This is a genomic window from Segatella sp., from assembly GCF_977051555.1.
This window is the reverse complement of the sequence record NZ_CDRSSE010000015.1, coordinates 20,885-36,465: the sequence shown is the minus strand read 5'-3', so window position 1 is coordinate 36,465 and position 15,581 is coordinate 20,885. Positions and strand designations below refer to the sequence as shown.

The window sequence follows — 15,581 nt, the reverse complement described above, 5'->3', positions numbered from 1 at the left end:
TTCTTATGATTTTAAACTTTCCCATTTGATTCGTGCAGGCAGCAAGGCCTCTATCCTAAGGCAACCTTTTTCGCCCTTACATGCCTTGATACCGCAGCCACGCAGATTGGTTACCTCGCCCAGTTCCCTCACAATCTGCCGGCAAAGCAGATAGCGCAAATCGCCCGTGAGAGGAGTGAAGAGCTGGGCATGGAGCGCCTCGTCGTAGGCCACATCCTGCTGGTCAACCCAATAGCGCACGTAGGCAGAATCCGGAATCTCAGCCGCCCCGGTATGGTAATCATTGGAATTGCCGCGCATCAGAGAAACAAGATAGCGGTTCAGGAAATCATCTGCCTTGATGTTGCCCTCTACCTGCTCCATCGCCTGGGCGCTAAGCAGAGAATAGAGCGATTTATAATAATCTACCAGTTCCTTGAGCGAATCAACATCATCGGGCTGCGAATCGATAAGCTGGCGGATGCGCGAAGGATAATACATCGTTTCGTGCTTGAGCGTAGACAGACAGTTGTCGAGCACGGAATTGGAGATATGTAGCTTATCGTTCTCATATTCAGCACGATGCAGTTCATCGGTCAGCAATTCCAGCTTCAGGGATTCCTGTTCGGCCTCGTCGGTCCGTTTAGCCTTGGTCTGTTCAATCATGGCAAACCGGTAGCTCAGCACGTGGCGGTAATAAATGAGATAATAAGCCAGCGGCAACTGCAGCAGCAACAGGATGAGGAGCACCACAGCCACGGTCTTCGAGTTCTCGCTCTGCTGCATCGTGTGCACATAATTACCGAGCGTATTATCGGCACTTATCTCGCGGAACAGCTGGGTATAAACCTTGTTGTTACTCTGGTAGAGCGACCATTGGTGCAACGCCAGGGCAGCCACGGCACACTCGTTTCTCAGGTCGAGAATAACGTGATAATTGGTAGGCAGCCCCGAGCGAATCCAATAGAGTTCTGCCGCCATTCCCACCTCCGGATGAGCCACCATGAGATACTTTCCGTCGGGATACTTCGAGAGGTAGAACGCGTTGAGATAATAACGCGAAGAATCGGCAAAAGCCAGGGTGCGCTGGTAGGTGCCGTTGATATTGCTGTAATAGGCGCTATCGGCAAAATCGTCGGCACGCTGGAGATTGGCATCTACGTTCGTCTTGAGATGATTGTGGCGTTGGCGGATGCCGTTGGTCTTCTTTGCCTCGCAAGGCTGGACCGATGCCGACAGCAGCACGAAAAGCATGATGATGATGCCCAGCAGCTGATGGGTTCGGCGTGCGATGCCCTTAGGCAGACGGAAACTGAAACGGCTCCCCTCGCCCAACTTGCTTTCTGCCTTGATCTGACAGCCGGCAAAGAGCGAACTTACCTTCTTATATTTCTCGATGATGCCCTTGCAGTTGAGCAGTCCGAAGCCGTGGCCGCCTGTATAGGTCCGGTCGAAGACATGAGCCAGCTGCTCCTCGTCCATACCCTTTCCGGTATCTGAGATGCTGATTTCCACGAAGTCAGAAACCTTGGCGCTAATGGTTACCTTTCCGCCTTCGGGTGTAAACTTGCGGGCATTATCGGCGATGGTATTGATCATGAAGAGCGTAAGGATGCGGTCGGCCTTGACCACGGCATCTGTCGGCTCTACTTCGAGCGTTACGCCCTGCATCTGGAAACTCATCTTGCCCTTGGCTACAATATCGAAGAGCCCCTGGAGCGGGAAACTCTCTATGCGCAGACTGAGCGAGCCCTGGCGCATCTGAATCCACTCCGTAAGCACGTTGTTATACTGGTTTATCTTATCCGTGAGTTCGGCGATATACTGGTAGCGCTCCCGTCGTACCTCGTCGCTTTCGCCCCCTTCTGAGAGTCGGTTTACCTCATGGATCATGCGGTCGATGAAAGGCGTAATGCTGTTTACGAGCGAAATTTTAGCCCGTTGCTCCAGATTGCGTTTCTTGTTTTCTTCGATGTGCAGTCGGGTTACGTTCAGATTATCCTGTACCTCCTCTTGCTCATCTTTTAATTCGTTGATTTTCTTAGTGTTATTCTTGCTCCATTCACGTAAAGGTGCAAGTAGTTCGTCCATCGACTTGTTCTTCATTTTCTTACGTTTCATGAGGTCGAAAACGTAGAGCAGAACCACCACGAGCACAATCATCGCCACCACGGCAGCAATCATCAGGTTGAGCTGCTGGGCGTTCTCGTCGAGCGCCGTAGCACGTGCCTCGAGCTGGCGGTCCTGTCGGGAGTGGTCTTGCAAATCCAGATAGATGTTGCGGTTGTAATCGCTCTGCTGCTTATCGTCGATAGCCGAATAAACCAGACAAAGCTGTTCGCGGATGGACGCCACAAGGTCGGGAGCCTGCTCTATCGCCTTGTTGTCGTTCAGGGCATGGTTCAGACAGGAGAGTGCCGAAGAATAATCATGAATATCCCAGAAACATTCTGCCAGCGTACGGTTGGCTCCGGCGGTTTGATAAACATCTCCGTAGCTCGAAAAGAGGTTGAGGGCACGCTGGGCAAAGTTGCCTGCCAGCAGATTGTTTGGCATCTGCTCGATGTTGAGATACTGGAAGGCCGGCAGGTTGTTGCGGATAAGGAATTCGCTCACCTCCCCTTTTCTGAGGTGCTCGCTAATAGACTGCAGGGCGTTAGCCTGCCAGTAAGGATATGGATTTGCTGCATCGCTAGCCAGCATGTAGCAGCTGATCAGCCGGTCGAATTCCGCCTGATTAATTTCGTTTTCGGTTCCCTTGACGATGGCTCCGCCCGAACCGAAATTATAAAGATAGTTGAGGTATTGTGCCGAATCCTGTTCCAGCTCATCCGGGTCCAGACGGTTCAGTTCCTGAAACATCGGTTCGTCTAAGCCCACATAATAAAAATAGGTGGCGGCAACAATATTGAATTCAGATTTCGCATAAATCACACGTTTGCTTTCCCTCGGGGGCATGGAATTCACCTCTTCGCGAATTCTGCGCAAACGCCTCATCGCCTTTTCGCGATAAGCATAAAAATCTTTGTTGTGCGATTCTCTCTGGCAGAGTCGCATGTTTTGAACATCGGCAATAGCGAGTTCAATCTGATTATCGCTCTCCTCTTCAACCTTCTTCAGCCATCCCTTGGCTCCCTTATAATCCATCTTGGCTATGCATACAAAGGCAAGGTTGTTGTAGGCTTCGGCACGACCAGAAGGATAATCTTCTGAAAGCTTTAAAGCCCTTTCTGCCAGCACTTTAGTGGAATCGAGGTTGCGGTAATGATAAGCATAGGATTGCTCGTTCAGCTCATCAACCCTTGCCTTATTCGCAGGAGAACAAGCTGAAAGAAAAAAAGCCGCCACCACCAGAACTGATGATGGCGACATAAAACAAAATGATTCGAAATTTAGCATCTCGAATGGAAAAATAAAATCTCTTTATTAAGCGCGAGCCTTCGCGATATAACCGAGAGCCTCCTGACACTTGGCTGTGATGGCAGCCCAGTCGCCAGCAGCAACAGTCTCCTTAGGGAAGAGCTTAGAGCCCATACCTACGCAGAGAACGCCAGCCTTGATCCAAGGAGTAAGATTCTCCTCTGTTGGCTCTACAGCACCTGTTACCATGATGTTGCTCCAACGCAAAGGTGCCATAACGTTCTTAACGAATGAAGGACCACCTACGTTACCTGCAGGGAATACCTTTGTTACGTCACAACCTGCAGCCTGAGCATTATTGATTTCAGTTACAGAACCGCAACCTGGTGAATAAGGAACCAGACGACGGTTGCAAACTGGAGCGATATCAGGGTTGAAGTTAGGGCCTACGATGAAGTTAGCGCCGAGCTGGAGATACAGAGAAGCTGTACCAGCATCAACAACTGTACCGGCACCCAGAATCATCTCAGGGCAAGCCTTGTCAGCCCACTTTACCAATTCTCCGAAAATCTCGTGAGCGAAATCACCACGGTTAGTAAACTCGAAAACACGTACGCCACCCTCGTAACAAGCCTTGATGACGTTCTTGCAGATTTCAACATCCTTATTGAAGAAAACAGGTACCATACCAGTCTCTTTCATGGCTGCCATAACCTGCATTTTGCTAAACTTTGCCATTACCTTATTATAATGTTAAATTTTAAATGTTAAATGTTAAATTAGGAAGAGCAAATGATTTTTTCCCTCTTCACTCTTCCCTCTTCACTTAAATTATCTCTGAACGCGACCATTGGCGTTACCGCCAGCCAGGCTCTCTACCTCGTCAGCAGATACCAGGTTGAAGTCGCCAGGGATAGTATGCTTCAAAGCAGAAGCAGCTACCGCAAACTCAAGAGCCTCGCCCTGAGTCTCCTTGGTAAGAAGACCGTGGATCAGACCACCTGAGAAAGAGTCACCACCACCTACGCGGTCGATGATAGGGTTGATGTCGTAGTGCTTGCTCTGATTGAACTCCTTGCCATCATAGATGAGAGCCTTCCAGCCGTTGTGTGTAGCAGAAAGAGACTCGCGGAGAGTAGAAACTACATACTTGAAGCCGAACTCCTTCATCATGCCCTTGAAGATTCCGTAGTAACCCTCAGCATCAGTCTTACCGCCCTCTACGTCAGCATCTGGCTTGAAGCCCAGGCAGAGCTGAGCATCTTCCTCATTACCGATGCAAACATCAACATACTTCATCAGAGGACGCATAACAGAGATAGCCTTCTCAGAAGTCCAGAGCTTCTTGCGGAAGTTGAGGTCAACAGAAACAGTTACGCCGTGACGCTTAGCAGCCTCACAAGCCAACTTAGTAAGCTCAGCAGCCTTGTCGCTAATAGCTGGAGTAATACCGCTCCAATGGAACCACTGGGCACCCTCCATAATCTTATCGAAATCGAAATCAGATGGGTCAGCCTCAGCAATTGCGCTGTGTGCACGGTCGTAGATTACCTTGGATGGGCGCATAGAAGCACCAGTCTCAGCATAGTAGAGACCTACGCGGTCGCCACCACGAGCGATGAACTCTGTGTTAACGCCGTAACGACGGAGACCGTTGACAGCAATCTGACCGATCTCGTGCTTAGGGAGCTTAGATACGAAGTAAGCATCGTGACCATAGTTAGCCACGCTTACAGCTACGTTAGCCTCACCACCACCAGGGATGATACGAAGTGATTCACTCTGAATGAAACGATCATTGCCTTCTGGTGATAAACGAAGCATGATCTCGCCCAATGTTACAATTTTTGCCATGTTTGATAGTTTTAATTTTTTTGTTTTTATTTTGTTTGTTATGAGTAACAAATTAAAATTCCACTTTTTTGTTGAGAAATGAAGTTCAATTATTAGTTGGCGTTCAATTTCGTGGGCAAAAATAACCATAATTTCTCGAATAACGAAATAAAATCGCATTTTTTTTTGTTTTTCGTGCAAAAAAGTTGCTGTGTCTTCGCACAATTCAAAAAATTGTTGTATATTTGCGGCAAAATTCGTACTTGTGGTCGCACACAACAGAATTGCTTAATACTAATTGTGGTCTGTGCACAGCTAGGAAGTACCTGCGACGTTTTATCTATCGTAGCCCCCAGGAGAGGCTCCTTATATAATAAGTACACGCGAGGCAACAAGACCCGTAATGCTAAAAAACAATGGCCGAAAAAATCAGAATCAAGGATATTGCCGAGAGAGCTGGCGTATCCGTTGGAACCGTAGACCGAGTCCTGCACGACCGTCCTAACGTGTCGAAACCTGCACGCGACAAGGTGGAGAAAGCCCTCAAGGAAATGAATTATCAGCCTAATGTGTACGCTAGCGCTCTGGCTTACAACAAATCCTATACCTTCTACCTGCTGATTCCGAAACACGAATCGGAGGCTTACTGGGAGGAGATTGAGGAAGGCGCAAAAAAATGTGAAGATACCCGACGTGACTTCCACATCGACGTAGAGATTCGTTTCTATGAGCGTTCCAACGAGGAATCGTTCCGCGAAGAAGGCAACATGATTCTTGAGGCCAGTCCGGAAGGAGTCATCGTGGTGCCTTCTTCGCTCGATGTAACCCGCGAGTTTACCGAGGCGATGCACCACAAAGGCATCCCATTCATCCTGCTCGACTCCTACATGCCCGATCTCCGTCCGCTCTCTTTCTACGGTCAGGATTCGTTCTGTTCGGGGTTCTTCTCAGCCAAGATGCTGATGATGTTAGCCGCAAAGGAAGATGAAATCATGCTCATGAGGCAAACCAAAGACGGAAGAGTGGTCAGCAAGCAGCAGGACAACCGAGAGGTAGGATTCCGCCATTACATGCACGACCACTTCCCTAACGTGAAGATTACCGTGCTAGACCTGCCGCTGATAGGAACACGTGCAGAATATGCCAAAATGCTGGAGAAGTTCTTTGCCGAGCATCCTAACGTGCACCATTGCATTACCATGACTTCGAAGGCGCATATCGTGGGCGACTTCCTGCTGAAGACCAACCGCCGCTACGTTCAGATCATGGGCTATGATATGGTAGAGAAAAACGCCCGCTGTCTGCGCGAAGGAAGCATCTCCTTCCTCGTCGCCCAGCACGCCTACATGCAGGGCTACTCCTGCGTAGAGACGCTCTTCCAGGCCATCGTGCTGAAGAAGAAAGTTACGCCGGTAAACTATATGCCTATCGAGCTGCTGATGAAGGAAAACGTAGATTTCTATCGCAGAACCCAGCTCTAAGGCTATCGGGCAGAACAGGGCTTCCGCATGGAAGACAATTCATACAGGAACATTATAAATTATAAACAATAAATAAAAGACAGACTACGTATGGAACAATCAAGTTTTATCAAGATTAACCCTGCCGACTCGGTAGTGGTTTGCTTGCGCCCTATGAAGAAGGGTGAAACGATTGAAGTAGATGGCAAGGCCATCACATTATTGCAGGATACTCCTGCAGGACACAAGGTGCTCATCAACGATGCAGCCGAGGGTACAGACATCCTGAAGTATGGCTACCCTATCGGTCACGCAAAGACCGATCTCAAGGCGGGCGAATGGGTAAACGAGAACAACCTCAAGACCAATCTTGCAGGTACACTCGAATATACCTACAACCCGGTAGACGAGCAGCTGAATATCGCTAAGGAAAACCGCACCTTCAAGGGCTACGTTCGCAAGAATGGCGAAGTAGGCGTAAGAAACGAAGTGTGGGTAGTTCCTACCGTGGGCTGCGTTAACGGCGTGGCTGAGAAACTGGTAGAACTCCTCAAGAAAGAAACAGGCTGCGAAGGTATTGACGCCATCCATGCATGGCACCACAACTTCGGTTGCTCACAGCTCTCGGGCGACCATGAGAATACCCGCAAGGTGCTTCGCGATATTTGTCTGCATCCAAACGCAGGTGCCGTGCTCGTTCTCTCGCTCGGCTGCGAGAACAACCAGCCAGATGATTTCATGAAGATGCTCGGCGACTATGATCACGACCGCATCAAACTTCTTGTAACACAGAAGGTTGAAGGCGATGAGCTCGAGGAAGGCATGAAGATTCTGCGCAACCTCTATGCCCAGGCTAAGGAAGACAAGCGCGAGGAAGTTCCGGTAAACAAACTGCGCGTAGGTTTGAAGTGTGGCGGTTCTGACGGCTTCAGCGGAATTACAGCCAACCCATTGGTAGGTGAATTTAGCGACTGGCTCGTAGCTCAGGGCGGCACAAGCATCCTGACAGAGGTGCCGGAAATGTTTGGCGCAGAAACCATTCTGATGAACCGTTGCGAAAATAAGGAACTCTTCGACAAGACCGTTCACCTGATTAACGACTTCAAGGAGTACTTCCTGAGCCATGGTGAACCAGTTGGCGAGAACCCTTCTCCAGGTAACAAGGCAGGTGGTATCTCTACCCTCGAAGATAAGGCTTTGGGTTGCACCCAGAAGTGCGGACGTGCTCCGGTAAGCGGCGTGCTCCAGTATGGCAACCGTCTGGAGACAACCGGTTTGAACCTGCTTTCAGCTCCGGGTAACGACCTTGTAGCAGCCACAGCTCTGGCTTCAGCAGGTTGCCAGCTCGTACTCTTCACCACAGGTCGCGGAACCCCATTCGGAACCTTCGTACCAACGATGAAGATTTCTACCAACAGCAATCTGGCTAAGAACAAGCCAAACTGGATTGACTTCAACGCCGGCGCTCTGGTAGAAGGTGTAGAAATGAAAGACTTGGTAAGCAAGTTTATTGATAAGATTATAGCCGTAGCAAGTGGCGAGGAGGCTCGCAACGAGTACAATGGTTATCGTGAAATCTCCATCTTCAAGAATGGAGTAACTCTGTAATAAGAATAATAAAGAAGTATGAGTAATAAAAAAGGTTTGTTGGCGTTATCGCCATTATTTTTGCTGATAGTCCTCATCGTTGCTTTTACCGCTTATTCGGTAGACAGCAGCCATAAGGACACCAGCCTCTCGCTCACAGTAGCGTTCATGATTTCGAGCATTTATGCCGTGGCTATTTCCGGCGGAATGCCTGTCAGGAAACGAGTGGACACATACAGCAAGGGAGCCGGCGCCAACAACCTGATGCTCATGCTCTGGATTTACGTGCTGGCTGGTTCGTTTGCCGCATCAGCCAAGGCGATGGGAGCCGTTGATGCAACCGTCAACCTGGCGCTCAGCATCCTGCCAGCCAGCATGATTCTGCCAGGACTCTTCCTGGCTGCCTGCTTTATCTCCGTATCTATCGGAACAAGTGTGGGAACCGTTGTGGCTCTGGTTCCGATAGCCGCCGGACTGGCCCACTCGATGGATGCTAACGTAGGCATGATGACCGCCATCATCGTAGGTGGCGCTTATTTCGGCGACAACCTCTCGTTTATCTCCGATACGACCGTCGTTGCTACGCAGACGCAGAACTGCAAGATGAGCGATAAGTTCAAGGTCAACTTCATGATTGTGGGTCCTGCCGCCGTACTCGTCCTCATCGCCTATTCTGTCATGGGAATCGGTCTTCAGGCACCTACCCACATCAACGAGGTAGAATACATGAAAGTATTGCCTTACCTCATCGTCCTCATTACCGCTATTGCCGGCATGAACGTAATGGCTGTTCTCACCCTGGGCACCCTACTCTGTGGCGCCATCGGCATAGGCAGTCATCTTCTGGGCGCATCCGGAAGCTACGACCTCTTTGGCTGGTTTTCGGCCATGGGCAACGGCATTATCGGCATGGGCGAACTCATTATCATCGCCATGATGGCAGGTGGTATGCTCGAAATCATCCGCGAAAACGGCGGAATCGATTTCATCATCAACAAGATTACAGCCCACGTAAACAGTAAGCGTGGAGCCGAACTTTCTATCGCCGCCCTCGTTTCGATGGTGAACATCTGTACAGCCAACAACACGGTAGCGATTCTGACAGTAGGAAATATTTCGAAAAAAATAGGCGACCGGTTTGGCGTAGACAACCGCAAGGCAGCCAGCATTCTCGACACCTTCTCGTGCATGGTTCAGGGACTGATTCCTTATGGCGTGCAGATGCTTCTGGCAGCCGGTCTGGCCAATCTCAGTCCGATGGACATTCTTCCTTATCTCTACTATCCGCTGGCGATAGGTGTGGCAGCCCTGCTGGCCATCCTCCTGCGCTATCCTAGGAGATATAGTTAGGAAGACTTCTCAAAACAGAGGATGGTTTCCTTCTGCGTTAGAGATTTCTTGACAGGAATACTTTATTATTGACTATTATTTTAAGAACAAGGCTTATGAATTTTCTTCAGCGCAACCTTTTTACTAAGCTCCGTGCCGACAACTTCGGCATTAAGGAAGAAATGGAACCGATGACTACCTTTAAGAAGAAAAAGATAGCTCAGATGCTCAAGAACGTGAATGATGTTCCTGCAGGAGAGGTGAAGATGAACAACAGTTTTCTGAACCGCCGACTCAGCAAGATACAGGAAGACGAACGCCACGCCATCGATACTTCTATCGAGACCATTTATCTGCTGCGCATTATCGTGGCAAACGTAAATGGAATGCTGGCTAACGGCATCAATCTCAGAGGAATCATCCAGCTGGGAGACTATCTGAGAACCCGAGGCGACAAGGTAGATTTCGTAAAACTGGAGAAGTGGCTCGCCAAGCTCCGTATCCAAAGAATCGCCCAGTTGGAAGGAAGCGTGCTCATCACCTTCTTCGATTTCGAACAGGACGAAATCCCTTTCGTTCATCACATAGAAAGAGGTGCCTACAAGCTGACGCTCCGTTCGCTCTACTATAACATCATGGACCAGCAGGCCATCCAGTTTGAGCAGACCAGTAGCGGCTTTGTACGCACCACGGGGGGAACCATGCGCAAGAATCTGCGCCGCAGCATGCGCTATCTGCAATATGCTCCGATAGAAACCATGAGCAATTTCATGAACAATTTCTTCCGTTCATTATCTGAGATAGAGGAGTAAATTTCAGAAAGATTTGAAGAATGTTTCCGAAGGAAAGAGGCTTGTTTCTGGAATGATTGAAGGGGCTAATCAGGGATTCTTCAGGGCGAAGAGTAAAATATCTATAAAATTAATCTCTTAGTAGTACGATTTTCATCTGATTTTCGTATCTTTGCATCTATGAAAAAGTTATTTATCTCTATTATAGCATCCATTATTGCCTTGGGCGCCCATGCCCAGGTGCAATGCGAAGACACTTGTCAGCACGTTCACGGCATCGACTTGAGTCATTATCAGGGCAACGTGTTCTGGGAAACCGTGGGTGACAACTCTAAGATGGCTTACGTTTATCTGAAAGCTACCGAGGGAGGAACCAACATCGACAGCAAATACAAGCAGAATATCGACCTGGCTCATCGCTACGGAATGAAAGTGGGTTCTTATCATTTCTACAGAGCCCGTATCCCGCAGCAGACGCAGCTGGAAAACTTCATGGCCCAATGCCGTCCGGGAGATCAGGACCTTCTGCCGATGATTGACGTGGAGACGAAAAGCGGCATGAATACAGAAGAATTCTGCGATTCGCTTTTCAAGTTTCTTCATCTTGTAGAAAAAGCATACAAGCAAAAGCCCCTCATCTATACGGGAGCCAATTTCTATGATAACTATCTGCTGGGCAAACTCGACAGCTACAAGCTGATGATTGCCCAGTATACGAAGCGCATACCTGTGCTGCGCGATGGTAGGGATTTCGAAATGTGGCAATATACGGGTAAGGGCAGGCTCAACGGAATAAACGGCTATGTTGACAAAAGCCGTTTTATGGGGCGCCATCGCCTGAGGGAAATCAGATTCAGACACAGATAAGGACTTTGAACTTTGAATATGGAACTTTGAACTTTATGATTAGCTTCGTGGTTTGGGTTCTATTGGTCAGAAATATCAATATTATTAAGTAAATCAATAAACATAAAATAGAATTATGGCAATTATCAAATGTCCGGAATGCGGACGCCAAATTAGCGATAAAGCACCTACCTGCCCTAGTTGCGGAGTAGAAATAGCAGGCAAAATTACCAAATGCCCAAATTGCGGCGAGGTTTATTTCAGCAATCTGGAAATGTGTCCAAACTGCCACGAACTGAATCCTTCGCTCACAAGAATGACTCCTCAGGCAGGAATGAACCAGCAGGTTCCTGCAAACCAGGCTCCTTCTATGGCTCAGCAGCAAGAAACAGAAAATGCAGACAAGCAGAATGCTATCAGACAAGAGGAAATGCGCCGTCAGGAAATGCTCAGACAGCAGACCCGTCCTCAAGCGCCTGTCAGAACAGCAACCCCTCCTACTCCTCCTGTTCCACCGGTTCGCCCACAGCAGACCCATTCCCAGAACGGCGGAAACGGAGAAGGAACCCAGGAAAAGAAAAAGAGCAACCGTGGCGTTATCATCATCTCGCTTATTTTCGCCTTCCTCGTTTGTGGCATCTTCTATTATTTCTACGATAGTGCCAATAAGAATAAGGAACTGGAAGCTTACGAGTATGCCATGCAGAGTAGCGACCCGATGGTTCTGCAGAGTTACCTCGATACTTACAAGGATGCTGACGAGGCGCATCGTGATTCCATCATGGCTCACCTTGAACTCCTGAAGCAGACTGATCAGGACTGGACCAACGCCGTAGTTAGCGGTTCGAAAGAGGCCCTGCAGGCTTATCTCGACAAATACCCAAACAGTCCGCACAAGCAGGAGGTTCTGAACAAGATAGATTCCATCGACTGGAATGTAGCCAAGAATGCTGATAATGTGGAAGCTTATCAGGCTTATCTCGCCGCTCATGCTGACGGTTCACATATCGAAGAGGCTGAGAATGCGATGAAGAAAGCCAAGAGCAGAGATTTGCAGCCAGAAGAGAAAGACATGATAAGCAGTCTGTTCCGCCATTTCTTCCAGAGCATCAATACCCGCGACGCAGATGGTTTGCAGGCTTCATGCGAAGATATTCTCTCTTCTCTCCTGGGCAAGAATTCAGCTACCAAGGCAGATGTTGTTACCTTTATGAATAAGCTTTATAAGGATGACGTGACCAACCTGAACTGGTTCCTTACCAACGATTACCAGATCAAGAAGCGCGAGGTGGGTGACGAAGATTATGAATATCAGGTTCAGTTCTCAGCCCGTGAGGAAGTTCAACTTACCGACGGCACGAAGAAAACCAACCATTTCAAAATCAACGCAACCGTATCGCCAGACGGCAAGGTTTCTGCGTTCAACATGTCGAAGATTAATGCAGCAGAATAATAAATAAAGACTCATCTGAGACGAAGCGATTTTAATTTCAGAGAATCGTTTAAAGATAAATAGAAAAAAATGCCCTGCAAGAACAGGAACTTCATTTCTGAATGTTCCCTTCTTGCAGGGCGTTTCTTTTTTGCTTTCATGTTTCGGGAAAGTTCTCATGTCCGAGAACCTGTTCCCTTCCTACAGAAACTACTTTGCATCCTTCATCTGACGGAGCAAATCTTTCTGCTTTTCATTCAACCCGGTTGGCAACTTCACGTTAAAAGTAATCATCAGGTCGCCAAAGGTTCCATCACCTCGGTCGTATCCTTTTCCGCGAACACGAACCTTCGTACCATTCTGCGTTTCCGGTTTAATCTTCAGTTTGATTTTAGAACCATTACTCAATTTAATGATTCCTTCACCTCCCAACAGAGCCGTGTAAAGGTCGATGTTCACATTCATGTTCATTTCGCCGTTATTGGCACGGGCATTCTGGCCGCAACCGCCGCCACAACCGCCAGTACCAAAATCAGCACCAGCTCCATAGCCAGCCCCATTAAAGCCACCAAAGTTGCCAGAACCGAATCCACCTGCCGACTGCTGACTTCTGCCACGGCCTCCGAAGAGATTTTCGAAGAAGCTGGAGAAGCCTCCACCTCCGCCAAACTGGCTGAAGTCGAAACCTTCGAATGGATTTCCACCTGCTCCACCATAGCTTCCGGAACCGCCTGCTCCACCAGCTCCGCCGAAACCTCCGAATGCATCAGCATTCTTCCATTGTTCGCCATACTGGTCGTATTTAGCACGCTTATCTGGGTCAGAAATCACCTCATACGCCTCGTTTAGCGCCTGGAACTTAGCCTTCGCCTTCGGGTCGTTAGGGTGCAAATCTGGGTGAAACTGTTTTGCACGTTTACGATACGCAGCTCTCACATCCTTCTGTGGAATGTTCTTGTCTACGCCGAGAATCTTGTAATAATCAACAAATGCCATATTATAAAACCTCCTATTTTTTTGTTTTTAAAAAATATCCTACAAAAAGTATGCCTATTTAAGTTCTTTTTTGTACTTTTGCAGAGAAAATAGGAAACAGAGCTCATCTGATGGGCTTTCATTACTCAAAAGTAATACATTAATTAATATGAAACAATTATTTGCGGCGCTTCTTCTGGCGCTAACATTCAATTCACAAGCGATGGCACAACAACGTACCGTAAAACTGAGAGTGATAGAGACAAGCGATGTGCACGGCTCTTTTTTCCCTTACGATTTCATCAACCGTAAGCCAAAAGCAGGAACCTTGGCGCGCGTTTCTTCCTACGTCAACAATTTGCGTAAAGACTACAAGGATAACCTCATCCTCTTGGAAAATGGCGACATCCTGCAGGGCCAGCCTACCTGCTATTATTATAATTATGTAAACACAGAGGCAAGAAACGTGTCTGCCGATGTGGTAAACTACATGAAGTATGATGCGCAAGTATTTGGAAATCATGATATTGAGACGGGTCATCCGGTTTACGACAAATGGATAAAAGAACTCAACTGCCCAGTTCTTGGTTCCAACATCATCAGCACTTCTACAGGCGAGCCTTATGTCAAGCCTTACCTTATCCTGAACCGCGAAGGCGTAAAGGTGGCTGTCTTGGGAATGATTACTCCTGCCATTCCAAACTGGCTCACGGAGAATCTCTGGAGCGGACTGAAATTTGAGAATATGGTAACAAACGCCCGCAAATGGGTGAAATATCTTCAGGAAAATGAGAAACCGGATGTCATCATCGGCCTCTTCCATAGCGGAAAAGACGGAGGCATTCAGACTGCAGAGTATGATGAAGACGCCTCTATCAAGGTGGCAAAAGAAGTGCCGGGCTTCGACCTGATTCTCTTCGGTCACGACCATACGCGCGACAACGAAACCATTACCAACGCAGACGGAAAGCAGGTGGTTTGTCTGGACCCTGCCAACAACGCCATTAGCGTGGCAGATGCTGAAATAACCCTCACCCTCAACAAGAAGAAGGTGAACGGGAAGAAGCAACTGATGGTTACTGACAAGAAAGTGACAGGCAAGATTGTAGATGTGACAGATTGTCCTATCGACGAGGATTTCATGAAGGCATTCGAGCCTCAGATTGCGGAAGTAAAGAAATATGTGGGCAAGCAGATAGGCAACTTTAAAAATACCATCTACAGCCGCGACCAGTTCTTCGGTAATTCTGCCTTCAACGATTTCATCCTCAACCTCCAGTTGCAGATTACAAATGCCGACATTTCGTTCAACGCTCCCCTTCAGTTCAACTCGGTTCTCAACGCCGGTCCAATCTGTGTGAGCGACATGTTCAATCTCTATAAATATGAGAATCAGCTCTACGTAATGCGCATGACGGGCGAAGAAATCAGAAAGCATCTGGAAATGAGTTACGACCTCTGGGTGAACACCATGAAGAGCCCGGACGACCATCTCCTGCTGCTCGATGAGAAGACCGCTGGCGACCAGCAACGCCTCGGTTTCAAGAATCTCTCGTTCAACTTTGATAGTGCTGCGGGAATCGATTACGAAGTTGACGTAACCAAGCCAGATGGCGAGAAGGTGAAGATTCTGCGCATGAGCAACGGCGAACCTTTCGATGAGAAGAAATGGTACAAGGTAGCCGTTAACAGCTATCGTGGAAATGGCGGCGGCGAACTCCTTACCAAGGGTGCCGGAATCCCGAAAGACAGTCTTGAAAGCCGAATCATCTATCGCAGCAAGCGCGACCAGCGCTACTATCTGATGGAAGAAATTGAAAAGATGGGAACGGTTGATGCAAAACCAAACAACAACTGGAAGTTTGTGCCGGAAGCATGGACCAAGCCAGCTGCCCAGCGCGATTTTGAATTGCTGTTCGGTAAGAAGGAATAGCTCCTTGAAACGCTTCTAGAAAAGCATATTATAAAGCTCAAAGTACAAAAGCAAAT

Annotated in this window: 11 protein-coding genes; 7 read left to right on the top strand and 4 right to left on the bottom strand. The window is 48.3% G+C overall.

The features are described 5' to 3' along the window. Window positions 1-3 precede the first annotated feature (3 nt). The 3 genes from ACWJAO_RS05570 to ACWJAO_RS05560 form a co-directional block, all read right to left on the bottom strand. Window positions 4-3,351 carry a DUF5112 domain-containing protein gene (locus tag ACWJAO_RS05570; RefSeq protein ID WP_449139541.1) on the bottom strand — a complete coding sequence of 1,116 codons (3,348 nt, stop codon included), beginning with the start codon at window positions 3,349-3,351 and terminating at the stop codon, window positions 4-6. Between the two features lie 54 nt (window positions 3,352-3,405). After that, complete coding sequence (locus tag ACWJAO_RS05565) at window positions 3,406-4,077, bottom strand: bifunctional 4-hydroxy-2-oxoglutarate aldolase/2-dehydro-3-deoxy-phosphogluconate aldolase (RefSeq protein ID WP_006846600.1); 672 nt, start codon at window positions 4,075-4,077, stop codon at window positions 3,406-3,408. A gap of 93 nt (window positions 4,078-4,170) precedes the next feature. Further along, window positions 4,171-5,193: a PfkB family carbohydrate kinase gene (locus ACWJAO_RS05560; RefSeq protein ID WP_449139540.1), complete on the bottom strand. Its 1,023-nt coding sequence runs from the start codon at window positions 5,191-5,193 to the stop codon at window positions 4,171-4,173. Window positions 5,194-5,588: 395 nt separating this feature from the next. Here ACWJAO_RS05560 and ACWJAO_RS05555 point away from each other — a divergent pair, with 395 nt between their 5' ends. The 6 genes from ACWJAO_RS05555 to ACWJAO_RS05530 all read left to right on the top strand — a co-directional run bounded on the left by ACWJAO_RS05555 (window position 5,589) and on the right by ACWJAO_RS05530 (window position 12,638). Further along, window positions 5,589-6,653: a LacI family DNA-binding transcriptional regulator gene (locus tag ACWJAO_RS05555; protein ID WP_449139539.1), complete on the top strand. Its 1,065-nt coding sequence runs from the start codon at window positions 5,589-5,591 to the stop codon at window positions 6,651-6,653. Window positions 6,654-6,743: 90 nt separating this feature from the next. Beyond that, the gene (locus ACWJAO_RS05550; protein WP_449139538.1) at window positions 6,744-8,240 is read left to right on the top strand and encodes a UxaA family hydrolase; all 1,497 of its coding nucleotides are present in this window, start codon (window positions 6,744-6,746) and stop codon (window positions 8,238-8,240) included. An 18-nt stretch (window positions 8,241-8,258) separates the two neighbouring features. Next, entirely contained in the window at window positions 8,259-9,569 is a 1,311-nt protein-coding gene (locus ACWJAO_RS05545) for a Na+/H+ antiporter NhaC family protein (RefSeq protein WP_449139537.1), read from the top strand. 95 nt (window positions 9,570-9,664) lie between these two features. Beyond that, window positions 9,665-10,360: a hypothetical protein gene (locus ACWJAO_RS05540; protein WP_118190628.1), complete on the top strand. Its 696-nt coding sequence runs from the start codon at window positions 9,665-9,667 to the stop codon at window positions 10,358-10,360. 159 nt (window positions 10,361-10,519) lie between these two features. Then, complete coding sequence (locus ACWJAO_RS05535) at window positions 10,520-11,206, top strand: glycoside hydrolase family 25 protein (protein ID WP_449139536.1); 687 nt, start codon at window positions 10,520-10,522, stop codon at window positions 11,204-11,206. Between the two features lie 115 nt (window positions 11,207-11,321). Beyond that, complete coding sequence (locus tag ACWJAO_RS05530) at window positions 11,322-12,638, top strand: zinc ribbon domain-containing protein (protein ID WP_449139535.1); 1,317 nt, start codon at window positions 11,322-11,324, stop codon at window positions 12,636-12,638. Window positions 12,639-12,827: 189 nt separating this feature from the next. Here the strand turns inward: ACWJAO_RS05530 and ACWJAO_RS05525 are convergent, their stop codons facing one another. Continuing rightward, on the bottom strand, window positions 12,828-13,613 hold the full coding sequence (locus ACWJAO_RS05525; protein WP_449139534.1) for a DnaJ domain-containing protein: 786 nt from the start codon (window positions 13,611-13,613) through the stop codon (window positions 12,828-12,830). A 148-nt stretch (window positions 13,614-13,761) separates the two neighbouring features. Here ACWJAO_RS05525 and ACWJAO_RS05520 point away from each other — a divergent pair, with 148 nt between their 5' ends. After that, window positions 13,762-15,525 (top strand): bifunctional metallophosphatase/5'-nucleotidase, encoded by a 1,764-nt coding sequence (locus ACWJAO_RS05520; protein ID WP_449139533.1) that lies wholly within the window; start codon window positions 13,762-13,764, stop codon window positions 15,523-15,525. The last annotated feature ends 56 nt before the right edge of the window (window positions 15,526-15,581 follow it).

Bases quoted from the DNA above. Each gene is read 5' to 3' on its own strand.
- ACWJAO_RS05570 (WP_449139541.1), bottom strand. From the start codon at position 3,351: ATGTCGCCATCATCAGTTCTGGTGGTGGCGGCTTTTTTTCTTTCAGCT.
- ACWJAO_RS05565 (WP_006846600.1), bottom strand. From the start codon at position 4,077: ATGGCAAAGTTTAGCAAAATGCAGGTTATGGCAGCCATGAAAGAGACT.
- ACWJAO_RS05560 (WP_449139540.1), bottom strand. From the start codon at position 5,193: ATGGCAAAAATTGTAACATTGGGCGAGATCATGCTTCGTTTATCACCA.
- ACWJAO_RS05555 (WP_449139539.1), top strand. From the start codon at position 5,589: ATGGCCGAAAAAATCAGAATCAAGGATATTGCCGAGAGAGCTGGCGTA.
- ACWJAO_RS05550 (WP_449139538.1), top strand. From the start codon at position 6,744: ATGGAACAATCAAGTTTTATCAAGATTAACCCTGCCGACTCGGTAGTG.
- ACWJAO_RS05545 (WP_449139537.1), top strand. From the start codon at position 8,259: ATGAGTAATAAAAAAGGTTTGTTGGCGTTATCGCCATTATTTTTGCTG.
- ACWJAO_RS05540 (WP_118190628.1), top strand. From the start codon at position 9,665: ATGAATTTTCTTCAGCGCAACCTTTTTACTAAGCTCCGTGCCGACAAC.
- ACWJAO_RS05535 (WP_449139536.1), top strand. From the start codon at position 10,520: ATGAAAAAGTTATTTATCTCTATTATAGCATCCATTATTGCCTTGGGC.
- ACWJAO_RS05530 (WP_449139535.1), top strand. From the start codon at position 11,322: ATGGCAATTATCAAATGTCCGGAATGCGGACGCCAAATTAGCGATAAA.
- ACWJAO_RS05525 (WP_449139534.1), bottom strand. From the start codon at position 13,613: ATGGCATTTGTTGATTATTACAAGATTCTCGGCGTAGACAAGAACATT.
- ACWJAO_RS05520 (WP_449139533.1), top strand. From the start codon at position 13,762: ATGAAACAATTATTTGCGGCGCTTCTTCTGGCGCTAACATTCAATTCA.